The 23025-nt window shown below is 55.8% G+C and carries 22 protein-coding genes; 1 reads left to right on the top strand and 21 read right to left on the bottom strand.

The window, feature by feature from the left end:
• Positions 1–99: 99 nt before the first annotated feature.
• Together PV433_RS22215 and PV433_RS22210 are read right to left on the bottom strand one after the other, a co-directional pair.
• The gene (locus tag PV433_RS22215; protein ID WP_332074232.1) at positions 100–762 is read right to left on the bottom strand and encodes an SGNH/GDSL hydrolase family protein; all 663 of its coding nucleotides are present in this window, start codon (positions 760–762) and stop codon (positions 100–102) included.
• Positions 763–1048: 286 nt separating this feature from the next.
• Complete coding sequence (locus PV433_RS22210; RefSeq protein WP_332074231.1) at positions 1049–1546, bottom strand: hypothetical protein; 498 nt, start codon at positions 1544–1546, stop codon at positions 1049–1051.
• Positions 1547–1868: 322 nt separating this feature from the next.
• On the opposite strand from PV433_RS22210, the gene PV433_RS22205 reads away from it, so the two are divergent.
• Positions 1869–2744 (top strand): pentapeptide repeat-containing protein, encoded by an 876-nt coding sequence (locus PV433_RS22205; RefSeq protein WP_332074230.1) that lies wholly within the window; start codon positions 1869–1871, stop codon positions 2742–2744.
• A gap of 436 nt (positions 2745–3180) precedes the next feature.
• Here PV433_RS22205 and PV433_RS22200 read toward each other — a convergent pair whose 3' ends face one another.
• The 19 genes from PV433_RS22200 to spoIIP (PV433_RS22110) all read right to left on the bottom strand — a co-directional run bounded on the left by PV433_RS22200 (position 3181) and on the right by spoIIP (PV433_RS22110) (position 22953).
• On the bottom strand, positions 3181–3549 hold the full coding sequence (locus PV433_RS22200; protein ID WP_332074229.1) for a hypothetical protein: 369 nt from the start codon (positions 3547–3549) through the stop codon (positions 3181–3183).
• Positions 3550–3597: 48 nt separating this feature from the next.
• Positions 3598–3762 (bottom strand): YfhD family protein, encoded by a 165-nt coding sequence (locus PV433_RS22195; RefSeq protein ID WP_332074228.1) that lies wholly within the window; start codon positions 3760–3762, stop codon positions 3598–3600.
• Positions 3763–3909: 147 nt separating this feature from the next.
• Positions 3910–5031: a molecular chaperone DnaJ gene (dnaJ, locus tag PV433_RS22190; protein ID WP_332074227.1), complete on the bottom strand. Its 1122-nt coding sequence runs from the start codon at positions 5029–5031 to the stop codon at positions 3910–3912.
• A gap of 128 nt (positions 5032–5159) precedes the next feature.
• A complete protein-coding gene (gene dnaK / locus PV433_RS22185; RefSeq protein WP_332074226.1) occupies positions 5160–7007 on the bottom strand; it encodes a molecular chaperone DnaK in 1848 nt (615 codons plus the stop codon).
• Positions 7008–7067: 60 nt separating this feature from the next.
• Positions 7068–7664: a nucleotide exchange factor GrpE gene (gene grpE, locus PV433_RS22180; RefSeq protein WP_332074225.1), complete on the bottom strand. Its 597-nt coding sequence runs from the start codon at positions 7662–7664 to the stop codon at positions 7068–7070.
• 27 nt (positions 7665–7691) lie between these two features.
• Positions 7692–9218, bottom strand: a complete 1527-nt coding sequence (locus PV433_RS22175; protein WP_332074224.1) for a TCP-1/cpn60 chaperonin family protein — start codon at positions 9216–9218, stop codon at positions 7692–7694.
• A gap of 46 nt (positions 9219–9264) precedes the next feature.
• The gene (gene hrcA, locus PV433_RS22170) at positions 9265–10290 is read right to left on the bottom strand and encodes a heat-inducible transcriptional repressor HrcA (RefSeq protein ID WP_332074223.1); all 1026 of its coding nucleotides are present in this window, start codon (positions 10288–10290) and stop codon (positions 9265–9267) included.
• 105 nt (positions 10291–10395) lie between these two features.
• Entirely contained in the window at positions 10396–10857 is a 462-nt protein-coding gene (locus tag PV433_RS22165) for an N-acetyltransferase (protein ID WP_332074222.1), read from the bottom strand.
• A 107-nt stretch (positions 10858–10964) separates the two neighbouring features.
• On the bottom strand, positions 10965–12212 hold the full coding sequence (hemW, locus tag PV433_RS22160; protein ID WP_332074221.1) for a radical SAM family heme chaperone HemW: 1248 nt from the start codon (positions 12210–12212) through the stop codon (positions 10965–10967).
• 322 nt (positions 12213–12534) lie between these two features.
• The gene (gene lepA, locus PV433_RS22155) at positions 12535–14349 is read right to left on the bottom strand and encodes a translation elongation factor 4 (RefSeq protein WP_332074220.1); all 1815 of its coding nucleotides are present in this window, start codon (positions 14347–14349) and stop codon (positions 12535–12537) included.
• A 78-nt stretch (positions 14350–14427) separates the two neighbouring features.
• Positions 14428–15162: an ABC transporter permease gene (locus tag PV433_RS22150; protein WP_332074219.1), complete on the bottom strand. Its 735-nt coding sequence runs from the start codon at positions 15160–15162 to the stop codon at positions 14428–14430.
• 1 nt (position 15163) lies between these two features.
• Complete coding sequence (locus PV433_RS22145) at positions 15164–15877, bottom strand: ABC transporter permease (protein ID WP_332074218.1); 714 nt, start codon at positions 15875–15877, stop codon at positions 15164–15166.
• Complete coding sequence (locus PV433_RS22140) at positions 15874–16791, bottom strand: ABC transporter ATP-binding protein (RefSeq protein WP_332074217.1); 918 nt, start codon at positions 16789–16791, stop codon at positions 15874–15876. The genes PV433_RS22145 and PV433_RS22140 overlap by 4 nt, the downstream gene beginning before the upstream one ends.
• Before the next feature lie 59 nt (positions 16792–16850).
• Positions 16851–18221 (bottom strand): HAMP domain-containing sensor histidine kinase, encoded by a 1371-nt coding sequence (locus PV433_RS22135; RefSeq protein WP_332074216.1) that lies wholly within the window; start codon positions 18219–18221, stop codon positions 16851–16853.
• Complete coding sequence (locus PV433_RS22130) at positions 18218–18892, bottom strand: response regulator transcription factor (RefSeq protein ID WP_332074215.1); 675 nt, start codon at positions 18890–18892, stop codon at positions 18218–18220. The genes PV433_RS22135 and PV433_RS22130 overlap by 4 nt, the downstream gene beginning before the upstream one ends.
• A 285-nt stretch (positions 18893–19177) precedes the next feature.
• Positions 19178–19702, bottom strand: a complete 525-nt coding sequence (locus tag PV433_RS22125) for an ADP-heptose synthase (RefSeq protein ID WP_332074357.1) — start codon at positions 19700–19702, stop codon at positions 19178–19180.
• A gap of 285 nt (positions 19703–19987) precedes the next feature.
• Positions 19988–20371 (bottom strand): hypothetical protein, encoded by a 384-nt coding sequence (locus PV433_RS22120; protein ID WP_332074214.1) that lies wholly within the window; start codon positions 20369–20371, stop codon positions 19988–19990.
• Between the two features lie 42 nt (positions 20372–20413).
• Positions 20414–21715, bottom strand: a complete 1302-nt coding sequence (gene spoIIP, locus PV433_RS22115; protein ID WP_332074213.1) for a stage II sporulation protein P — start codon at positions 21713–21715, stop codon at positions 20414–20416.
• Entirely contained in the window at positions 21712–22953 is a 1242-nt protein-coding gene (gene spoIIP / locus PV433_RS22110) for a stage II sporulation protein P (protein ID WP_332074212.1), read from the bottom strand. The genes spoIIP (PV433_RS22115) and spoIIP (PV433_RS22110) overlap by 4 nt, the downstream gene beginning before the upstream one ends.
• Positions 22954–23025: the final 72 nt, after the last annotated feature.

The raw sequence follows: 23025 nt of genomic DNA, 5'->3' as shown, positions 1-23025 counted from the left end.
TCCCTGATCTAACGTTTCGTTTCTGTTCCATGATGTTCGAGATAAAGCAGTGCGGGTCGTATCCGCAGGTTAAGGCTATAACGTCGGTTCTCCGCCTCTTCAGGCGTTGTCTCCGTTCCATTGAAAGCCGATCGCATTCAGGAAAGCATGAGCAAGCACCGTATGTCCGGTCAAATTCGGATGTACGCGGTCCCAGGCAAGCGCACCCGGATAATAGTGATTCAGCACCGCGTCGAACGCCTTCTGCGTATCCACGAACACAGCCCCGGTCTCGGCGGCAAGCTTCGCGACCACCGCCCCATACCGGTCCATCGCCCCACGCATCGCATCTTCGGGATTCGGCTCGATGTAGAACGGAGTCATCAGTATAAGCCCTTTCAAGGAAGGCTGAACGGAAGCGATCAGCTCGCGCAGCGTCTGCTCGTACTCCTCGATGCCGACATGCTTCTCGCTGAAGTTCGGCATATCGTACTGCCGCCATACGTCGTTGATCCCGATCATAATCGACAGCCAGTCCGGCTTCAAGTCCAATACGTCCGTCTGCCAGCGCGCCTTCAGATCGCGAACCGTGTTGCCGCTCGACCCGACGTTGATCACCCGGATATGACGGCCCGCATATACAGCGCTAAGCAGCGCGTTGACGACCGATACGTAACCGTTTCCATATTCGGTGCCCCGGCCTTCCCCGACCGGTCTAGCGCGGCCGCAGTCCGTGATGGAGTCCCCGATCATGACCAGTCTGCTGTTTGGTTGAACAAGCATGTGATTTCCCCCTCCGAATGATGAAGTTAACCAATCTCGTCCATTATAAGGGAAGGCGGGCGGTTCGGAATAGTCTAATTTTGCTTGCCTGTGGTCGTACAAAGGAATAACACCTGCTATAAATCAAAATCCAAATGTGACAAGCGATATCTGATTGTAAAACAGCAGTTGACAAGGAAGCTGTTCTATTAACCTAACAACTCGTATTTTTCTCTGGCTTCCAGCGTTCTGATATTAAGCATATAGTAGATGTCTACATGTAAGGATCGAACAGAGGTCGTAACGATTAAGGAATGAGTGAACGCACTTTCCTCACAAGCTTATCCGTAAAAGAAGGCTCCCCCATTACACATCCCGCTTTACCGGTAACATTGCCGTTCTGGTCCATGCTGAAACGTTCAAATTGAAGCCGCCATCCGCCCATCTCCCGTTCCACCATGTAAGGATATTTCCCTTTTCTTCCATCATCAAACTCGATTTCCACCCAAACCTCATTCCAATCCGGATTTATCTCGGTGTTCGAAAGTATTGTGTATTGCAGCAGAGTTTCATGGCGCAGACCTTCCTGAAACTCTTTAATCCGTTGTTCCGCCATCATCCCACAAGGATCGTCCGAAGCTTGAACGGCCGCACCGGCATCCTTCCGCATAACGGCACCGAAGAAAGCATCCGTCGCGTATGTCGGAGTCGCGTACCCTTTCGGCTGCAGTTGGATATACAAGATCCAACCGCCTACAACTAGTAAGGCGAAGATCGATACCAATATGCCTTTTTTTCGAGACATGGTTATAGTTCTCCCTCAATAATAAAAAATAGGATCGATAGATTGTACCGACTCCTTATTCTATCAAAATATTCCATATAATGGTCAATCAATAAATCAATTTTATGGTTGACTTAACGCCGTCATGCAGCTAAACACCACTTGCTCGAAGCTGCTCTCCGTCATTGGACGGAGTGTTTACTCCTCTACCGAGAGCCAACCTCCCCATACCCCCGCCGTCCTGTACTGATCCCGCACCACCCTATCTACCGAGAGCCCAATTGACGAAGAAATCATTCGGTACTACTATAGAAGAATTGAATGATGCAGAGGAGGAAGACCGTTGTCTGAGATACACGAACTTTCAGGACAACTTCCCGGCATAAGCAGCAACAAGCTGCAGGGGGATTGCGGGAATTGCTTCGGCTTGTGCTGCGTGGCACTGCCCTTTGCAGCCTCCGCGGACTTTGCCGCAGATAAGGACGCCGGACGGCCATGCTCGAATTTGCAGGCCGATTTTCGCTGCGGCGTTCATACCGATTTAAGGAAGCTGGGATTTAAAGGCTGCACGGTTTATGACTGCTTCGGCGCCGGGCAGATGGTATCCCAGGTTACTTATGGCGGAATCGACTGGCGGCAGGCCCCGGCCACCGCGAAGACGATGTTCGAGGTGTTCCCGATTATGAAGCAGCTGTACGAGCTGCTATGGTATTTGACGGAATCGCTGACACTGCAACCTGCACAGTCGATTCACGAGGAGCTTCGCGCCTTACTCGACGAGACGCTGCGGCTCACCCGCCTTCGTCCCGAATCGCTTCTGGAGCTGGACGTGGCGACTCACCGGGCGAAAGTAAACGAGCTTTTGCTGCGGACTAGCGAGCTCGTGCGGGAAGAAGCGCGCCCCAAGGAAACACGAAAACCGGCGCAAGGACGTCAAAAAGCAATTGGCAGAGGAGCCGACCTCATCGGGGCTAACCTGAGGGGAGCCGATCTCCGCGCCGCCAATTTAAGAGGCGCTTATCTGATCGCGGCCAACCTGAAAGGCGCGGATCTAAGAGCCGCCGACCTGATCGGGGCCGATTTCCGGGACGCCGATCTTAGCGGAGCCAATCTCACCGGCAGCATTTACCTCACCCAAGCCCAGCTCAACGCGGCCAAAGGAGATGCGCGCACCAAGCTGCCGCCGTCGCTTGTCCGGCCGGCTCATTGGACGGCTTGATGGCTAGCATTCATGCCGGCTTCCGTCCTGAGACGCGAGGCGATCCTCCGTGAAGCAGGCTCGTTGGAGCAGTCGCTTTGAATCGGTTGATGCGATAGGGAGAGGAGAGCCTGCGGGGATGAACAATAAGAGATGTTTGTACCCCTTATGAAGCTGCCTTCTTGCTTTTTCGGAGACCCTTATTTCGGCCACTCTGCCGCCAAACCAGCCATTTCAGGTAATTTAGCAGCTACAAACCGCTCTTATTTCCGCCCAAAACCCGATTTCGCTCCAAATAAGAGGTGCAAATCGCTCCTAAGACTGCGATAGCAATATCCCCGCACGCCACGCCAAGACTCTCGCGCGCAACGAGTTCGGAGACCATGCAAAAAAAGAAAGGAAACGACCCTCTCGGACCGCCTCCTTTCTTTTTTGTATGTCCGATCCATCTATCGGATTACGCCAGGCCGCCCGACTCCCGGACGACGCTCAGCGCCTGATGGTGAACGTCTTCGTTCATAACGGCTGTGAGCAAATAGTTGCGGCCCATCGTGTCGTCCTCGCCGCCTGAGCTCATCCCGCTTGCACTGACGTCGGCCGCAGCAAGTATTCCCGCATTCCGGTCGAAGTCGCCGCCCAGCGTCAAATATCCAAGTCCCGGTATGTCGCCGTTGATCGGATTTTCGACATGGTCCACTCCTTCGCCCGCAAATCGTCCAACCTCGTCGATCCGCATGTCTTCGATGCGAAGCGACTTCAGCTTGGCCGCCGCTCCTTCGGCATCTTCCCGGCTTTTGAAATAAGCCAGCACGCTTTTCTCAGCCATTCGTCGTTACCTCCGGTCAAGGCCTGCCGCATACGCATAGGTTGCGGATTAGGCGTTCTCTTGGCGTTCTTCCGCCGCTTGAGCGCGCTCGGCCGCTTCCAGATCGGCAGCGTCGGCAAGCGATTCGGAGAATTCGACGTCCTCGTTTCGGGCTATTTCCAGTTGCTCGTTCTCGATTTCATTCTCAGCATTGTTCGCCTTATGGTTGTTCATCGGTAATCCTCCTCGGTTGGTTGAATTAGGAACTAACTATAGAAGTTTGCCCGGATCGTACACCAACTATGCATCGCGGCTCAAATAAAAAAATGAAAAGCCATTCCACCAGCCTGTTAGCTGATCGAATGGCTTTAGATGCGGAAACTAATCGCCCCGAAACGCTTTTTTCATCCGTTCGAAAATCGACTCGTTATGCTCATGCGTATGCTCGCCGTTTTCTTTGGCAAAATCGCGGAGCAGGTCTTTCTGCTGCTCGTTCAAATTCGTCGGCGTTACGACGACGACCCGCACTTGCTGATCGCCTTGTCCGTAACCGCGAAGTCTGGGAACGCCTTTGCCTTTCAGGCGGAAATAGGTCCCCGTCTGCGTACCGGCCGGGATTTTCAGCTTGACCTTCTCGGTTAGCGTAGGAATCTCGATCTCGTCGCCGAGCGCCGCTTGAACGAACGTTAACGGCACTTCGCAGAAAATATCGTCGCCTTCCCGCTCGAAGAAGTCGTGAGACTTGACGCGGATCACAATGTACAAGTCTCCCGGAGGACCGCCTCTCGTCCCGCCTTCTCCTTCGCCGGATACGCGCAGCTGCGCCCCATCGTCGACGCCCGCCGGGATTTTCACGTTGATTTTGCGCTGGCGCTTCACTTTCCCTGCGCCGTGACACGACGAGCATTTCTCTTTGATCGTCGTGCCTTGGCCGTTACATGTCGAACATACCCGACGGTTGACGATCCGGCCGAATGCGGTGTTTTGCACCACTTCCTGCTGCCCGCTGCCGCGGCAGGTGCTGCAAGTTTCCGGTTTTGTCCCCGGCTTCGCTCCGGAGCCGTGGCACGTATCGCACGACTCGGTGCGCGGGATTTGGATATCCATTTCTTTGCCGAATACGGCTTCCTTAAATTCAATCTGCATCGTATATTGCAAATCGGAGCCGCGCTGAGGAGCGTTCGGATTACGCCGTTGCCCCCCGCCTCCGCCGAAAAACATATCGAAAATATCGCCGAAGCCGCCGAAATCTTGCCCGCCAAAGCCGCCGCCCATTCCCTGGTTCGGATCGGCATGTCCGAAACGGTCGTAGTTCGCCCGTTTCTGGCCGTCGCTCAGCACCTCATAGGCGTCTTTCGCTTCCTTGAACTTCTCCTCCGCGTCGGCGGCTTTGTTGACGTCCGGATGATATTTGCGCGCCAACCCGCGGTACGCTTTCTTGATCTCGTCCTCGGACGCGTCCTTGCTAACCCCAAGCACTTCATAAAAATCGCGTTTGCTCACCGTTTCACCACCCCCAAGTTACCCCAAAAAGTGAAGTTGTTCTTTGTAGCTTATTCCACTCGCAAAACGAAAGTCAAAGCCGAGGGTCCCCCGGCTTTGACTCCGACGATCGTTCGTCCTGCGTCCGCTTATTTTTTGTCGTCTACGACTTCATAGTCCGCGTCCACGACATTGTCGCGCTTGGCTCCTTCGGCGCCGGCGCCGCCGGCTGCACCGCCTTCTTGAGCGGCTTGTGCCTGAGCGGCCTGCTCATACAGCTTGACGGACAACTGCTGCACGACTTCGGTCAAAGCTTCGGTCGCTTTTTTGATTTGCTCGAGATCGCTGCCTTCGAGCGCTTTTTTGAGCTCTTCCTTAGCAGCATTCGCTTTCTCGACTTCCGCCGGATCGGCTTTGTCGCCCAAATCTTTGATCGTTTTGTCGACGGAGTAGACCAATTGGTCCGCTTCGTTGCGGGCTTCGACCATTTCTTTGCGCTTGCGGTCTTCCTCGGCGTGAGCCTCGGCATCTTTCATCATCTTATCGATCTCATCGTCGCTCAAACCGCTGGACGAAGTAATCGTAATTTTTTGGCTTTTGCCCGTTCCTTTATCGAGAGCCGATACGTTTACGATCCCGTTGGCATCGATATCGAACGTAACCTCGATTTGCGGAATGCCGCGCGGCGCCGGAGGAATATCGCCGAGCATAAACCGGCCCAGCGTCTTATTGTCCGAAGCCATCGCGCGCTCGCCTTGCAGCACATGAATCTCAACGCTGGTCTGGTTGTCCGCATACGTCGAATATACTTGCGATTTGCTTGTAGGAATCGTCGTGTTGCGGTCGATCATTTTCGTAAATACGCCGCCAGCCGTCTCGATCCCGAGCGACAACGGAGTTACGTCGAGCAATACGACGTCTTTGACGTCGCCTGTCAGTACGCCCGCCTGAATCGCAGCGCCAAGAGCAACCACTTCATCCGGGTTAACGCCTTTATGAGGCTCTTTGCCGATCAGCTTCTTGATCGCTTCTTGTACGGCCGGAATCCGCGTCGATCCGCCGACCAGGACTACCCGGTGAATCTCGCTTGGCGACAAGCCGGAATCGCTGAGAGCCTGACGAGTAGGTCCAAGCGTACGCTCCACGAGCGGAGCGGATATTTCTTCGAATTTGGCGCGGCTAAGGTTTACTTCCAAGTGCTGAGGAACGCCGTCCACTACCGTAATAAACGGAAGGGAAATCGTCGTGGTCAGAACGGAAGACAGCTCTTTTTTGGCTTTCTCGGCTGCATCCTTCAAACGTTGAACCGCCGCTTTATCTTTGCTTAGGTCGATACCGTGCTCTTTTTTGAACTCGGCTGCCAAATAGTCGATAATCACTTGGTCGAAGTCGTCACCGCCGAGACGGTTGTCGCCGCTGGTCGCTTTCACTTCGAAGATTCCGTCGCCGAGCTCGAGAATGGACACGTCGAACGTTCCGCCCCCAAGGTCGTATACCAGAATCGTCTGGTTCGTTTCCTGCTTGTCGAGACCGTAAGCAAGCGCCGCAGCCGTAGGTTCGTTGACGATCCGGAGCACTTCCAGACCGGCAATCTTACCGGCATCCTTTGTAGCTTGACGCTGGGAGTCGTTGAAATACGCCGGAACGGTAATGACCGCTTGTGTTACCGACGTACCCAAGTAAGCTTCGGCGTCCGCTTTCAGCTTTTGCAGAATCATTGCGGAAATTTCTTGCGGCGAATAGTCGGTGGTGTCGATTTTTTCTTTATGATTCGTACCCATGTGACGCTTGATCGAAATAATGGTGCGATCCGGGTTCGTAATCGCCTGGCGTTTGGCCGTCTCGCCGACGACGCGCTCGCCGTCCTTCTTGAAACCTACGACCGAAGGGGTTGTACGGTTGCCTTCGACGTTAGGGATAACGACGGCTTCTCCGCCCTCCATAACAGCCACGCAAGAGTTCGTCGTACCAAGGTCAATACCAATCACTTTGCTCATCTGATGTTCCTCCTTAATTGTCTCCTATAGATTAGACGCCGACTATCGCAAGCGAGAAAATTAACCGCTAACTTTAACCATCGACGGGCGAATGACTTTATCTTTTAACATATACCCGGTTTGGAGCTCTTCGACAACCGTGCCTTCTTCGTGCTCCTCCGATTCTACCTGCATTACGGCTTGATGGAACTCCGGATTAAACGGCCGGCCGACCGCTTCGATCCGCTGCAGCCCTTCCTGGACCAGCACCTGATCCAACTGGCGATATATCATATCAACGCCCTTTAACAGAGCTTCATGATCGGTGTTATCCTTCGAGGCAGTGATGGCGCGTTCGAAATTATCGATAACCGGAATTAACTGTTCGATCAGCTTAACGGAAGCGTATTTGGCGAAGTCTTCCTTCTCCTGACGGGAACGCCGCCGGAAATTGTCGAAATCGGCCTGGGTTCTCAAATACCGCTGATAATGCTCATCCGCCAGCTTCCGCTGTTCCTCCAATTGGCGCTCCGCTTCCGACAGCTCCTTGACGCCGTCCTCCGCTCCGGCCTCTGCCGACGCGCCGGCCGTACCGGTCTCTTCTTGCCCGGTTTCGGCCGCCGTTTCCGTTACTAGTTCCTCCTGATCGAGCGTAGCCTGCTTCTCTTGTTCCGTCACTGCAACTTCCTCCTGTCAATCCCGACGTCATTCATCGGATCTCATTTTAATTACGGTATGTATGCGCAGCACCGCAGCCGCAACTTCTCCGGCTGCCCGCAGCGCATGCATCTTGACGGGCGCAGGATCGACGACCCCCGCCGCCAGGCAGTCCGTGACCGATCCGGTATCGCAATCGATGCCGTGGCAGTCGGACTGCTCCGCAAGCTGTGCGGCTTTGACCGCCTCTACTTTCTCCAGCGGATTAAATCCAGCGTTCAGAGCAATTTGCGCCAGCGGCTTGCGCAGCGCGTGAGCGGCCGCTTCCAGGCCGAACGCTTCCAGCCCGGTAGCCGTCTCGCGATATCGCTCCAGCTCGTGGGCGACCGCCAACTCGACGGAACCGCCGCCGGGCAAGTAACCGCCGCGAATGGCGGCCTGAACGGCCGCCGCCGCATCTTTGGCGATGCGCGCTCGCTCGCCGACGACTTCGCGGGTACTGGCCCCGACGAGCACCGTGGCGGTCGGCTTCCCGGCTCCGCCCGACACCCGGACTCTGCGGATGCGCCCGTCGTAGGACAACGCGGCGCAGCGCCCGATATACGAGAACAGTTCGTCCTCCGGCTTGCCGAGCGCCGACCGTCTGGCCGGCTTCGCCCCGGTAAACTCACAGAGCCGCTCCAGCTCCCGTTTCGGTGTCCGTTGCAGCAGCATGATCCCGTGATCGGAGCAAAACTGCTCCGCTTCCGGATCGGCGCTCCGATCCGTCGCGACGAGCCGGATATTCAAGGCAAGCAGCTTGCGCAAATGTTCGGCGAACCGTTCCTTCAGCTTCATAAATGTCTGGAATCCGGATTCCGTTACGAGCGCTTCTTCTTCCAGCTTATCGGGCTCCAAAGCATCGTACAGGACGAGAACCGAGCAGCCGGCATATTCGGTCTCGAATTGGTGAGCCTGATACGGCTTCTGCTCCAGCAGCAGCCCCGGCCACACTTCGTTGTGCCGGCGTTCGTGGGAACTGACGAGATCGGCGAACCGGAACCCGTCCTCCGACAATCGGCCCCCGCCCAGCTTCCTGGCGGCCTCGACGACAAGCTCGGCGATATCGCTCTGCTCCCGCCCGGCCACGTAAGCGATCTGATACAGGATCGGATCGTCGGGACCTTTCACCCCCCGCGAACGAGCATGCATCCGCTCTGCGGCGAATCGGACCCCTTCCTGAATCCCCTGCACCACTTTGGCTACAGGAACTCCCCGGGTTACTTGGGCGACACCCTCGGAGACAAGCGCGCCGGCCAGCACCGTGGCCGTCGTCGTCCCGTCTCCGATCTGCTCCTGCTGCGAGCGGGCTACCTGCACCAGCATACGGGCCGCCGGGTGGGTAACGTCCATCTTCTCCAGGATGGTCGCACCGTCATTCGTGACGAGTACGTCCCCGGAAGGTCCGACGAGCATCGTATCCAGCCCCTTCGGACCGAGCGTGCCTTCCACGGCGGAGCAGATCGCTCGTATGGCAGCGGCGTTATTGAGCAGCGCCGCGTGACGCTCTTCTCCTTCATGGTTCGGCTGTTTCATCGTTCCTGATCCTCTCCGGAGGCCAGAGTGCCGCCCGATCCGCAGATCATCTATACCAGCGGGCCAGCACGACGGCCATATCTTTCGACAAATGGTCCAGCAGGCTGATCACCTTGCCGTATTCCATACGGGTCGGTCCTAGCAGTCCGATCGTTCCGAGCAGTTGCCCGTCTATCGAATAGGATGCCGTAATCAAACTGCAGTTATTAATCGCCTCTAGGCTGTTCTCCGCGCCGATCTTCACCTGGATGCCGGGCGAAGCGTCGGAAAACATCCGGACCAGCGTATGGGATTCGTCGAACAGATCGAGGATGCCCTTCACCTTGTCTACGTCTTTAAACTCCGGCTGGGTGAGCATATTGGTCGATCCGCTGACGAAGATCCGGTCATCCTCGTCGCTTTGCAGCACGCTTTCGATCATCCGGATCAGCTCTTCATACTTGGACACGTAACGTCCCATCTCCGTGCTGATCTCATTGTACAGCCGGGTTTTGAAATGAAACAGCGGCACCCCGGACAATCGCGAATTGAGCATATTGACGATGCGTTCGATTTCGTGAACCGGCATCCCTTCGGGGATCGTGATGATCTTGTTCTCCACATGGCCGGTATTCGTTACGATAATCGCAACGGCCGACGACTCGTTCAGCGGGACGATCTGCAGATGCTTCAGCGTCGTAGTCAACAGTTCGGGTCCCAGCACGATGGACGTATAGTTGGTCATTCCCGACAAGACGACCGCGACATGCTGGATCATCTGTTCCATTTCCTGCAATTTTTCCGCGAAAAACAGCTTCATCATATCCAGATCCGCAGCCGGCAAATGCCCGCGCTTGATCAGATGATCGACGTAATACCGATATCCCTTCTGGGAAGGGATGCGGCCTGCCGACGTATGAGGCTGCTCCAAATAGCCGAGCTCCTCCAGATCCGACATATCGTTGCGGATCGTCGCCGGACTAAATCCGACATCGCCCCGCTTGGAGATGGTACGTGACCCGACAGGCTCGGCCGAACGGATGTAATCATCGACAATGGCGCTTAAAATCAGTTTCTGGCGTTCCGATAACATGACGCGGGACCTCCCTTTCCAAGCAAAGCGTCTGTCGTTAGCACTCAATCGAAAGGAGTGCTAAACCTATAACTAAGTTACCAAAAAGAAAAGCACCTTGTCAAGTCAGTCAAGGCGCTTCAGCACTGCAATTTCGTCGCAATTATTTTGTTTTTTGCAATTGACGCAGTCGGTCCAAACTTTCTCCGGAAAAATCTCTTTCGGCACGACGGTAAACCCGATTTTCTCAAAAAAAGCGACCTCGTAAGTCAAAGCCATAATCTTCGGAATCCGCTGCTCCCGGGCTTCGTCCGTTAAAAATGTGACGAGCTTGCGGCCGATGCCCTGGCCTTTGTATCCGTCCGTTACGCCGAGCGAACGAATCTCGACCAGGTCTTGTCCAAGTCGGAACAAGGAGCCGCAGCCTACGAACTGCCCCTCGTACTCGGCGATGACGAACGTGTCGATCTGACGAGCGAGCGCTTCTTTGGAGCGGGGGAGCATAATCCCCTTTTCCGCGTAGGATTGAATAATGTCGTATAGCGAACCGACATCGTCCGCCGTCGCTCTTCTGCATGATACAGTCATGACGCTTCCCACCTGTTGCTGAACATTTAATATGAATAAATATACATTCGAGTACGGATTTATGCAATAAAAATTTTGTCCAGCGGTGCAGATTTTTTACTCCGGGTTTATTCGTTTTCCAGAAACGACCCGAATACGTCGTTGCCGAACAAAATTCCCCGCTCCGATAACCGGTAGCCGTCATCTTCCGCCACGAGCAATCCGCGTTCCACAAGCGAACCGATCTTCTCCCCGAACCGGTCCTCCATCCGGATGCCGAACATCCGGTGAAATTCGGAATTGCACACGCCGGACAGCAGCCGCAGGCCGACCATCATAAAGTCTTCCATCGCCTCCTGCCGGCTGACCGCGTGCCGCTCCTTTAAAGGCAAACCGTCCTTGCAGGCGTCGATATATGCCTGAACGCCTTTGATGTTGACGTGTCTCTGCCTCTGCGCGTATCCGTGAGCACCCGCGCCCAGTCCGTAGTAGGCGAGATTGCGCCAATAGGTCCGGTTATGCCGGCTTTCCCGTCCCGGCTTGGCAAAATTGCTGATCTCGTATTGGCCGTAGCCCGCTTGATTCATCCGTTTCATGACCGTTTCATACATCTCAAGCTCGTCGTCCTCGTCCGGCAGCGGCAGCTTGTTGGCATGGTACAGCTTGTGAAACAGCGTATTTTCTTCAATCTTCAAGCTGTAGGCGGAGTAATGCTCCAGATCAAGCTTCAGCGCCTCGTCCAGCGTCGCGTTCATCTTCGCCGTCGTCTGGTTCGGAAGGCCGAGCATCAGATCGATCGACAGATTGTCAAACCCGGCGGTGCGCGCATTTTCGATGCTCCGGTACACGTCGTCCGTAGTATGAATCCGTCCGATCGCCGACAACAGAGCGTTGTCGAACGACTGTACGCCGAAGCTGATCCGGTTCACGCCGCCTTCGCGCATCGCCGCCAGCTTGTCCGGATCGGTCGTCCCGGGATTCGCTTCCATCGTAATCTCGCAATCCGCCGTCCGGTCGGCGAAGTAAGTGTTAACCGTATGAAGGAAAAATCTCATCTGCTCAGGGGTCAGCACCGTCGGCGTCCCGCCGCCCACGAAAATCGACTCGATCCGCTCGGCGGGCAGACGCTTCACCGTGAGCTCCATCTCCCGCTCCAGCGCGTACAAATAGTCCATCACCGGCTGGCCTTGCACAACATACGAGTTAAAATCGCAATAATGGCACTTGTTCGTACAGAACGGGATATGGATATATACCGCCCGGGGCGGCGCCTGAACGTACTCGTTCCGCTCGATCCCCTGGTCATCCCGTGCCAAATCGATGATCTGTCCGGTTGCTGGTACATGGGCAGTATCCGATGTTTGCTTCTGTGTCATGCTGTCACACTCCTTTCCTTCCTTCTCCACCCCGAATCGGCGAATAGCGAAAATTGCCGGAAAGCCCGGAAAAACGGAAAAGAAATACGACTGACAAGGCAAGAAAGAGATAATGGAAATACAAAAAGGGGGAAAGAATGTACGGCGCAAAGTTCACGGCCCGCATTTGAACGTTTGTCCCCACCTTCTATCCATTAAAGGGGACATATGTTCAACGAGCGGGTGGAGCGTACATTTTTCCACCTTGTCACAACTACTTCATCTCTTAATTCCTTATAAGTCTTTACCGCTTTCCGTTTTCGCTTCGGTTATTCGCTTTACGCTATTCGTCGATTTTCAGCACCGCCATAAACGCTTCCTGAGGAACCTCGACGTTACCGACCTGCTTCATCCGCTTTTTGCCTTCCTTCTGCTTCTCAAGCAGCTTCCGCTTCCGCGAGATGTCGCCGCCGTAACATTTGGCCAGGACGTTTTTGCGCATCGCCTTGATCGTCTCGCGGGCGACCACCTTCTGCCCGACTGCCGCTTGGATCGGCACTTCGAACATTTGACGAGGAATAATATCTTTGAGCTTCTCGCAAATGATGCGTCCACGGTTGTAGGCGCGTTCCCGGTGAACGATGAACGACAGCGCGTCCACCTGCTCGCCGTTAAGCAGGATGTCCATCTTGACCAGATTCGACTGGCGGTAGCCCGACACCTCATAATCGAACGAAGCGTAACCTTTGGTGCTGGACTTCAACTGATCGAAGAAGTCATATACGATCTCCGACAGCGGCATATCGTAAATGAGCGTAACCCGGGTCGTATCCAAGTATTCCATATTGATGAATTCGCCGCGTTTGCCTTGGCAAAGCTCCATGATCGCCCCGACGTAATCTTTCGGTACGATAATCGAAGATTTCACGTACGGTTCCTCGACGAAGTCGATCCGCCCCGTCTCCGGGTAGTTCGACGGATTGTCGATCAGCAGCACGTCCCCGCTCGTCAGCGTAACACGGAAAATAACGCTCGGCGCCGTCGTAATCAGCGGAATGTTGAACTCCCGCTCGATCCGCTCCTGAATAATCTCCATGTGCAGCAGTCCGAGAAAGCCGCAGCGGAAGCCGAAGCCCAGCGCCGTCGACGTCTCCGGCTCGTACCGCAAGGAAGCGTCGTTCAGCTCCAGCTTCTCGAGCGCTTCGCGCAAATCGTTGTAATCGGCCGTATCGATCGGATACAGACCGCAGTAAACCATCGGATTGATTTTCCGGTAGCCGGGCAGCACCTCGACAGCGGGATTTCTCGAATCGGTAATCGTATCGCCGACTCGGGTATCCTTCACGTTTTTAATCCCGGCCACAACGAATCCGACATCGCCTACCGTCAGTTCGTCCACCGCGGTCATGCGCGGCTTAAACGCCCCGACCTCGATCACGTCGAACTCGGCTCCGGTCGCCATAAAGCGGATCGGAGTCCCTTTGCGGATCGTACCGTCGATAACCCGCACGTACACGATAACGCCCTTGTACGCATCATAATACGAGTCAAAGATAAGCGCCTTTAGCGGCTTGTTCGGGTCCCCGTTAGGGGCAGGCACCTTTTGTACAATCTGCTCCAAGATCTCCTTAATCCCGATGCCCGCTTTGGCGGAGGCGAGAACCGCTTCGCTTGCGTCGAGCCCGATGACGTCCTCGATTTCCTGTTTGACCCGTTCCGGTTCCGCACTCGGCAAATCGATCTTGTTAATAACCGGCAATATCTCCAGGTTATTGTCGAGCGCCAAATATACGTTCGCCAGCGTCTGCGCCTCGATCCCTTGCGCCGCATCGACGACGAGAAGCGCGCCTTCGCAGGCAGCAAGGCTGCGGGATACTTCATAAGTGAAGTCGACGTGTCCCGGCGTGTCGATCAGGTTCAATATATAATCGAGGCCGTCGTCCGCTCGGTAGGCGAGACGAACTGTCTGCAGCTTAATGGTGATCCCGCGCTCCCGCTCCAGATCCATATTGTCCAGTACCTGATCCTGCATTTCGCGTGTGGTCAGAGCTCCGGTATATTCCAAAATCCGATCCGCCAGCGTAGATTTGCCGTGATCGATATGAGCAATGATACTAAAGTTTCGAATCATGCTTTGTCTGTCCGTACTTTGCGGCATGTTGACCCTCCCGGTTTTCGCGCATTACACTCCATTATAACAAAATTCCGGGGCTGGCAGCAATCGGGGGTAAACGGTCTATATTTCTTTACGAATAAAATACGAAAGCCCGGCGGCGAAAAACAGAGCGAAGCTGCCTGCGATTACAAATACCAGCGTCTCCAAAGGCACGTTAAACGCCCCGAAGCCGCCCTCCGGAGGCAGCAGCATCGACAGCATTGGCTGGGCCCACGGATAATACGGGCCATACTGCTCGGATTGGGCGACAAGCATGTTCGGAAGGGTGAAAATCACGTTAAGCGCCAGCGGGGCGGCGAAGCTCGCCCAAGCGACCGATACGGCCAGCTGCAGAGCGGCGAGCGGCACGGCGGCGACCCACCCTCCGAACACACCGCGAAGTATCAGCTCCCAAGGAATAGCAGCTTCGAATCCTTTGATCTTCCCCACGATCAGCAGCCCAGCCACGAACAGCAGCTGAGTGACTGCAAGCAGCGCAAGGACGATCGTAAATTTGGCCATGTACAGCGACGTGCGAGATACGGGCAGCGCGAGCAACTGCTTCCAGCCTCCCCCGGCGTGCTCGTAGCGGCATACGAAAGCGGCGAACACGCCGGTAAGCAGCGGTAAAAAAAGCATGGCATGCAGCATCGACATCATCGCGTACGTATATTCCCACTGCGGCCCGGCTTCGCCGGAGCTTTCCCCGATCCCGATGAGCGAAGCCAGCAAGGGACTGACGAATACGAGCAGCCATATGTTTGATTTACGCATCTTCAGCCATTCGGAGCGCAGCACATTGATCCATGTCTTCATCCTAGTTCACATCCCGTCGCATAAAGTCGATCATCCCGAGCAGCAGCAAGCCGATTCCGACTACAAGTCCCGCTCCTACCGAATACTCGGGCTTGCCCGCCTCATTGATCAAGGTCGGCCAAGACCAGACCACCCACGCCGGAAGGGTGACGAACATCGACACGATCGATCCCGCTATTCCAACCGTCAGCGGAATGGCCTGATTGTGGATGGTCAGCGACATCCATAGCTGCAAGGCCAGCACCGGCAGCGACGCGGCGAACGGATAAAACGCCAGCTTCACCACTTCGGCCAAAGGCACCTTATCCCCAAGATCGAGCATTGTGCCGAGCAGGACCGTTCCAATCCCGAGCAGTATGCACGAGACGGACAGCAGCAGGGCGACAAGGGCGAATTTCGCAGCGTACACGCTCGTTCTCGGAATCGGCAGCGCGAGCAGCTGCTTCCATGCATTCATCTGGTGCTCGATATTCGCCACCATCGAAGCGATGATCGCAATGCCGAGCAGCAGGGCCGGGGTAAGCAGAAAATGAATGCCGCCGAGCAGCCCTCCCCACCGGTCGGCTTCCGTCGTTTTCATTAGATAGTCGTAGCGCAGGCCGTAATTGACGGCTTGAAGCGAAACGACGCCGACAGGAGCGAGAAAGATAAGAAACCAGATCATCTTTTTGCGGATTTTCAAAAAGTCGGCGGCCAGCAGTTTCCCCATCATCATAAGCTCGAATTCCCTTCACCGGTCAGTTCGAGGAACACGTCTTCGAGCGACTTCTTGCTCTCCTCCACCCGGAAGATCGAATGGCCCGCCGTAACCAGCGTCTCCACGAGAGCCGCCACTTTGCCGTCGTCCAGATGCTCCAGCAGCAGCGCCGAGCCGGCCAGCTCCGCCTTGCAGCCTGCCGCTGTTACCCGGCGAAGCGCGAATTCCGGCTCGGATGCGATGATCCGAATCCGGCTCTGCGCTTGCCGGTGCAGCTCCCCGATCGAGTCCTGGAACAGCATCGTGCCCTGCTGGATAATGCCGACACGGGTCGCCATCTGTTCGATCTCGCTGAGCAGGTGACTGGAGACGAGCACTGTTATTCCCCGTTCCTTGGGCAAGCTTTTGATCAGCTGGCGGATTTCCAGAATACCGGACGGATCGAGTCCATTCGTCGGCTCGTCCAGTATGAGCAGCTCCGGGCTGCCGAGCAGCGCCGCCGCGATGCCCAGTCTTTGCTTCATGCCGAGCGAATACCCTTTTACCGGGCGTTTCGCCTCCTTCGTCAGCCGCACGATATTCAGCACTTCGCCGATGCTCGATTGGGGCACGTCCAGTATGCGGCGGATCGCCTCGAGATTCTCGTAAGCCGACAAATGCGCGTAATAGGACGGCGATTCCACCAAGGAGCCTACTTTGCGGAGAATGGCGAGCTTTTCCTTCCTTAGCTCTTTGCCGAATATCCGGATCGTTCCCTGGGTCGGCTTAATCAGTCCGAGCAGCATGCGGATCGTCGTCGTTTTGCCCGCGCCGTTCGGCCCGAGGAAACCGTAAATATCGCCTCTTCCGATTTCCAGTTGAACTTGGTTCACCGCTCTTCTCGAGCCGTATGTTTTCGTTAAACCGTTCGTCTGTATGACAGGTTCGCTCACCTTCGATCACCTCAGGTATATCGTAGCGCCCCAAGGTTAAAACAAAGAAAAGCGTTCGTTTAAATTTCGTTTAAATTTTTCATATACAAATAAACCGTCGTTCCTTGCGGCGAACTGACCGTCTCCCAGCCCACCTTCATCTCGTTCACCATCAACGACACGATCGTCAGGCCGATCCCGGCTCCCGACTCGGCCGATGCCGCTTCTAGTCCCGGCCCGCGGTCCTCGATCAGCAGGGCGGTCGTACCGTGCCTGGGCTCTGTACGGATTCCGATGTATTTGCCGGTTTTCGCATGGCGCACCGCATTTTGCAGCAGATTGTCGAGAATGCGGGTGAACCATTGCGGATCGACCTGCCACAGTAGCGCTTGTTCCGGCAAATCGACATCGATCTCGAACCCTTCCCTCTCCAGCACCGGAAACCAGCTGGCCGCCGAAGTGCGCACAAGCCGCAGGACGTCCGTCCCGGCCGTCTTCAGCGGATATTTGCCGGCCGACAGGAGCGTGTACGACAGCAAATTATCGATAAGCTGGGCCATATCGTCCACTTTAGCTTCCATAATGCCGAGCGACAGCTTCCCTTTTTCAGTTAATGTTTCTTTGTGAAGCGTATAGGCATGACCGCGAATGGTCGTTAGCGGCGTGCGCAAGTCGTGCGACAAATTGGCGATTAGTTGCTTGCGCAAATGCTCCTCCTCCCGCTCCCGCCCCCGGCTGGCGATCAACTGGTCCACCATCCGGTTAAATGCCAGTTCCAGCTCTCCGATCTCATCCTTCTTATGAATGGCGATCGGTCTGGGGATGCCCGTATGGTCCGATTCGGTCATCGCTTCCTGCAAATACACGAGACGTTTGCGAATCCGGTAGAAGAACAGCCACGAAGCGAACAGGAAAACGGCAAACAGGCTCAAAACGACCGCCGCTGAGATCCGGTCGTCCATCCGATTAAGCACATTCTCCGCCATAATTGATCGCGGAACTTGCAGCGCCATAAACCCTTGCCCCGGCTGCCCGCCGAGAAAAGCGACTACGGTAAACGGGTCCCCGCCGTAGCTGATTTTCATAAACTGAATGCTGTCCGCATAGTTCCACGTACCGGGGAGGTTGTCCTGCCGCGGCAACTGCAGACGCGTCGTCCCGCCGCCGTCGACCCAGAACATCGATGCTCGCGGATAAGCCTCCTTCAGCTCGCCCAGCCTGCGGTCGATCTGCTCCGCCCCCGCTCCGCCGAGCGCTTTCGCTTCCTCGTGCCACATCTGCTCCAGCTCTTTGGCGCTTGCGTATATGTTCGTTTTCAGCTGTTCGTTCATGTAGAGCGTTTCTCTTATATAAGCGACGAGAGCGATTGCGGGAAACACGATCGGCCAGATCAGCAAGGCAATAAACACGATAATGAAATATTTGGCCAGCAGCGAATTGCGGAACTTCATAACCGGACCCTGTAGCCGATGCCGCGCACCGTTTCGATAATTTCCGGACATCCGGGGTCGCGCTCGAGCTTCTCGCGAAGATGGCGGATGTGTACCATAAGCGTTTTATCCCCATCCATATACGGCTCGCCCCACACCGACTCGTAGATTTGTTCCTTCGTTAAAATCTGGTTCGGATGGCGGAGCAAAAACATAAAGATTTGAAACTGTTTGCCGGTCAGGACGATGTCCTCGTTCGTACGGGTATCGATCAGCCGGTTATGCTCAAGGTGGGCTTGCAGATGGCCGAGCTGGACGAACGACGGGGCGATTTTGCCGAAACGCCGCAGCTGGACGTCGATTCTTGCAGCGAGCTCGTCCGGGTGGAACGGCTTCGTCACGTAATCGTCGGCGAACAATAGCCCGTGAAGCTTGTCCTCCAGCGCGGTTCGCGCCGACAGCATGATGATCGGCGTGTCCGGATGGTCTTTCTTCAGCCGTTGACCGATCGTGAACCCGTCCAAGCCGGGCAGCATGACGTCCAGTACGACGAGATCGGTATCGGCCATATGTTCGAGCGCACCTTCCCCCGAGGTCAGCCAGACGACCTTATACCCGCGATCGGTCAAATCTTCGTTCACCCACCTGCCGATGTCGGCGTCGTCTTCGATATATAGCAGCTTTTTACTCATCGGATCTGTATCCTCTCTCTTTCTCCGGGCTTCCGTAAACCGGCAAAACCGCCGGGATTCGCGATTCCGGCGGCAGCAGTCGGCGCAATAGTTTCGACGAACGCCGGTTGGAGTTAATTCGCTTCCATTATATCCGGTCCTGCCCAGGCAAACAACGACTACCGGCGGTCCGAAAACGCCAAAAAGGGCTTCCGCCGGTCCTGAAGGACACGTGAAACCCTTTCCCCGGGTGAACAGCGTTAACGCCGGAATCCACCCCATCGCCCCCGCCATGCAGGCCCGATGTCAGAGCGACTTCCAGTCCTCTTCCGTCAGCTGTTCTTCCAGCGCATATTCGAAATCCTCGACATCGTATGTTTGAACGGGGACTTCCCCATCGATCACTTTGTCCAGAAATTCCAGATGGTCGGTCACGATCGGCGCTTTCTCGTGGAGCGCGGTCAAAATCAGCTCCGTCTCGACCGGATCGAACGTCTCGCCGTAGTGGGCGTTGTCGATCGCGTACACGACTGTAAAGGTAACTTCGTCGTTCACAAGCAGCGGCGGACTTTTTTTCCACGGCATCTGCAGCGCCCGCTCGATCTTTTTGCGGTTGAACGACTCTTCAAAAAAAGCGATCAGTTCTCCGATTTTTTGCTTGACGTGCTCGTCTTCGTCCGCTTCCGGCATGACAGGCTCGTCGCTGTCACGCATTTCATGCAGCTCCTGAATGGTGGAGAACGGGATCAAATACTCCACAGGACGGCCCGGCACCAGCAGTTGCCCGTACACGGCAACCATGACGGCTTCGATTACAAAGCGCCGGTTCATCATGGCAATTCCTCCTTAAGAACTTTGCGGAGCAAAGTTCAACTTCGTAAGCATCCGCCAAGTTTTACATAGTAAAACTCAACTTCGTAAGCATTCGCCAAATTTTACTGTGTAAAACTCAACCTCGTAACCAGCTTGCTGACCCCTATATCATACCACTTGCTTCGCGGACAAACCAGCGGCTGTTTGACCGGTTCAAGCGCCCGTTTGAAACGTTTCCCGGATATGTGCTTTTATGTATATTTCCCGTTATCCGGTTCCTGATTTCGCAGCCCGAGCGGTACGTTAATTGACGATGCTGTCCAGCAAAGAAACGACGGTGCGGATCGTGCCATGGGCAACCGATTGCAGCATATCGCCGATCTGGTTGCCGACCCGGTTGACGCCCGAATCGGTGGTGAGGGGCTGCGGCTGTGGCTTCGGTTGGGCGGCCGTCGCTGCGTTTTCTCCCCCTTGACCCTTGGCGCTAACCGGCGTTTGTCCGTTCCCGGCTGCCGGCGGCGGTGCCTGCGTAACCGGCGGCGGCTGAACGGCGGCGCCCGGCTGCAACGTAGCCGGAGCCGGCCCGTGGATGCGCTCCATGCCTTTGGTGGCAAGCTCGATTCCGAAAAAGATGCCGAAGCACATCATCAGTACGACACAAACCAACATTCCCGAGAAGCGTGACATGTCGTTTCTCCCCTTCCTTCATCGTCAAGCGACGTGTAGATGTTATCGATGGACCGCCACGGCAGCCGCGTCGGACGTTGTCCCTTTCGCGCTGACGCTGGCCGGTGCATTCACTTTCTCCGCTTCCCAATACAGAGCGGCAATCGTCTTGGCCAGCGCGTCCGCCGTCCGGTAACACTCTTCCAACGAATTGTACGCTCCGCCCACTTCGATCAGGATGCTGTTCGGCGAAACGGACTGATTGTACTCGGCATGTCCGCCGCTTCCCTTATCCCAGATTCCCCGCGACAACCCCGGGTAGCTGGCTTCCAACTTCTCGTGAATCCGTTTGGCGAACGCCTCGTTTTGCTCCCAGCGCTCATTTTTTTTGCCAACGATAAAGTACACTTTCGCGTAATCTTTGCCGCCGATCGATGCTGTCGTAATATCCCGTCCCGCCGAGTCGCGGTGAATATCGAACAGAAAGGCAAGATCTTTATTTTGGGCAAACGCTTCCTTAACCGTCTGCATCGAATATTTGTAGGAAAAATTCCAGTTGTATCCTTGGACCGCTGTCGGATAATCGACGCCCGAATGCGCGCTGCCGATGCCTTCCTCCTCCAGCTTTTCCGCCAGCCGTTTGCCGATCAGCGTTACGTTTGTCTTCGAATCTTCAGCTTCATTGACATTGCTTACATTCAGCTCGGGCAAGTACGACTCCCTCGGATGCGAATGATACACAAAAGCAACCTTGCGTCCTTCGGTAGTCGGTTTATGGACCGGGATCGGGTCCGGCGCTGCGGTGCCTCCTCCTCCCGCAGGAGCGGCCGGGTCCGGAGCCGTTCCGGTTCCCGTCTGCGGCGGCTCGCCCTGCTCCGGCGGCGGCGCCTCCCCTCCCGGGGTATCCGTCGTACCGGACGGCGCGGGCGTGCCATCCTTACCGTCCGCAGGCGACGGCCCCTTGGCGATCAGACCGCCGCCCGGCTGGCCGCTGCGCAAAGCCGGAAGCTCGCTTGCCAGCAGCGACTTGGGCTCCGACGGATCGACGTGGAACATGCGCTCCGCCAAATACACCCCGATTTTACCGCCTGAAAATGTCGTTTCGCCGGGACGTTTCATCGAAGTGGCTTCCATGCCGAGCATATCGATGAAGAAATCGGCGGAGACGGCCGAAGCCATCCGCTTCATCGAGCTTTTCGGCGACACGTTCGCATAGGACATCCATAAGACGGCGGCGGCGGCGAGGGCGAACAGCAGCAGCGCAATTCCGGCGTAGGCGATAAAGATCCGCACCATCATGCCGCCGTCCTCCGGATCGGAGCGAACGGAGCGGACCATATTTACTAGACGGGCTCGTTTCATCATCCGAGGCTTCCTCCTTTTCCTTTCGCCGATCCGGCGGGTGCGCTTGCTTTCACCGCATCCTTCTGCAGCTCCGCGATAATGTCGGCGATCACATCCGCCGTCCGGTACATTTCCTCAAGCGAATTGTAGGGTCCGCCGATTTCCATCAGGATGCTGCTCGGGGATAACGACTGGTTGTACTCCCCGTTGCCGTTCGAGCCTTTACCGTATACCCCGCGGGAGATTCCGGGCATTTTCTCCTCCAGCATCGCGTTCAATTTTCCGGCGAACTCGGAATTTTTCTCCCAGCCGGGATTTTTTTTGCCGACGACGAAGTACACTTGTGCGTAATCTTTTCCGCCCAGTTTAACCGTCGTTTTTTCTCTCGCCAGTGAGTCGCGATGGATGTCGAAGATCATGCCGATATTCTCGTTTTGGGCCAGTGCGGTCTTTACCGTCTGGGCGGAGTACGCGTACGATTTGGCGTATTGAAACGATTTGACGGTGGACGGGTAATCGGTCGTCTCCTGAATGACCCGAATCCCCTTCGCCTCCACCTGTTCCTTCAGCCGCTTACCGACCAGCGTTATATTGATGTCGGGATCATAAGCCAGATCCGGCTTGGTGATGCCTTTGCTTTTCAGCTCGGGCAGAAACGATTCGCGGTTATGCGAATGGTAAATGAACACTTGCGGCGCTTGGGCGGCTTCGGTTGCCGGATGGGCCGGCGGCGGAGTGACCGATGCAGCCGGCGGCGGATCGGACGGGCCGGTATTGCCCGAAGGACCGATCTGGGTAGGAATCGCATCGGCCGGCGGCGTAAAGTCAGCCGGTGAATCGGCATTTTGCGTCGCCGTTCCCGAGTACAGCAGCGCGCTCGCCTCACTGCGCAGGCCGGGAATTTCGCTTGCCAGGAGACTTGCCGGATCGAGCGGATGAACGCCGGTCAGCGAACGGATCAGAAACGTCGCGGTATTGGTCGGCGAAAAGGTCGATGTGGTTATCTCTTTCTGCAGATGAGGCATCTCCATCGCCAGCATGTCCAGAAAAAAAGCGACGGAAAGCGTCGCAACGGCGCTTTTCATCGAAGAAATGGAGGAATTGGACCCTTTGTTTTGTGCGAGACCAATCAGCCCGGTAGCGAACAAAAGCAGCAGCGAGGCGGTCGACAGTAGGGCGAATTGGCGGCTCACCGAACGGACGGTCCGCAGCGTGCGGGTAACGGCGCTGACATTAAACGTGGCTACGACCCATTTCATCGATATCCCTCCCCGGATGTGAGTGTGTCTATCAAGTCTATCTGTTATCAAATCTATGAAAGCCGCGCGCCC

The sequence above is a fragment of the Paenibacillus sp. GYB004 genome, from assembly GCF_036577605.1.
Classification (GTDB): Bacteria; Bacillota; Bacilli; order Paenibacillales; family NBRC-103111; genus Paenibacillus_AB; species Paenibacillus_AB oceani.
This window is presented reverse-complemented; position numbering and strand designations above follow the sequence as displayed.

What these genes read in the sequence shown, in the direction of transcription:
- PV433_RS22215 (WP_332074232.1), bottom strand. Translation starts at nt 762, where the DNA reads ATGCTTGTTCAACCAAACAGCAGACTGGTCATGATCGGGGACTCCATC.
- PV433_RS22210 (WP_332074231.1), bottom strand. Translation starts at nt 1,546, where the DNA reads ATGTCTCGAAAAAAAGGCATATTGGTATCGATCTTCGCCTTACTAGTT.
- PV433_RS22200 (WP_332074229.1), bottom strand. Translation starts at nt 3,549, where the DNA reads ATGGCTGAGAAAAGCGTGCTGGCTTATTTCAAAAGCCGGGAAGATGCC.
- PV433_RS22195 (WP_332074228.1), bottom strand. Translation starts at nt 3,762, where the DNA reads ATGAACAACCATAAGGCGAACAATGCTGAGAATGAAATCGAGAACGAG.
- dnaK (WP_332074226.1), bottom strand. Translation starts at nt 7,007, where the DNA reads ATGAGCAAAGTGATTGGTATTGACCTTGGTACGACGAACTCTTGCGTG.
- PV433_RS22175 (WP_332074224.1), bottom strand. Translation starts at nt 9,218, where the DNA reads ATGAAACAGCCGAACCATGAAGGAGAAGAGCGTCACGCGGCGCTGCTC.
- hrcA (WP_332074223.1), bottom strand. Translation starts at nt 10,290, where the DNA reads ATGTTATCGGAACGCCAGAAACTGATTTTAAGCGCCATTGTCGATGAT.
- PV433_RS22165 (WP_332074222.1), bottom strand. Translation starts at nt 10,857, where the DNA reads ATGACTGTATCATGCAGAAGAGCGACGGCGGACGATGTCGGTTCGCTA.
- hemW (WP_332074221.1), bottom strand. Translation starts at nt 12,212, where the DNA reads ATGACACAGAAGCAAACATCGGATACTGCCCATGTACCAGCAACCGGA.
- lepA (WP_332074220.1), bottom strand. Translation starts at nt 14,349, where the DNA reads ATGCCGCAAAGTACGGACAGACAAAGCATGATTCGAAACTTTAGTATC.
- PV433_RS22150 (WP_332074219.1), bottom strand. Translation starts at nt 15,162, where the DNA reads ATGAAGACATGGATCAATGTGCTGCGCTCCGAATGGCTGAAGATGCGT.
- PV433_RS22145 (WP_332074218.1), bottom strand. Translation starts at nt 15,877, where the DNA reads ATGATGATGGGGAAACTGCTGGCCGCCGACTTTTTGAAAATCCGCAAA.
- PV433_RS22135 (WP_332074216.1), bottom strand. Translation starts at nt 18,221, where the DNA reads ATGAAGTTCCGCAATTCGCTGCTGGCCAAATATTTCATTATCGTGTTT.
- PV433_RS22130 (WP_332074215.1), bottom strand. Translation starts at nt 18,892, where the DNA reads ATGAGTAAAAAGCTGCTATATATCGAAGACGACGCCGACATCGGCAGG.
- PV433_RS22125 (WP_332074357.1), bottom strand. Translation starts at nt 19,702, where the DNA reads ATGAACCGGCGCTTTGTAATCGAAGCCGTCATGGTTGCCGTGTACGGG.
- PV433_RS22120 (WP_332074214.1), bottom strand. Translation starts at nt 20,371, where the DNA reads ATGTCACGCTTCTCGGGAATGTTGGTTTGTGTCGTACTGATGATGTGC.
- spoIIP (WP_332074213.1), bottom strand. Translation starts at nt 21,715, where the DNA reads ATGATGAAACGAGCCCGTCTAGTAAATATGGTCCGCTCCGTTCGCTCC.
- spoIIP (WP_332074212.1), bottom strand. Translation starts at nt 22,953, where the DNA reads ATGAAATGGGTCGTAGCCACGTTTAATGTCAGCGCCGTTACCCGCACG.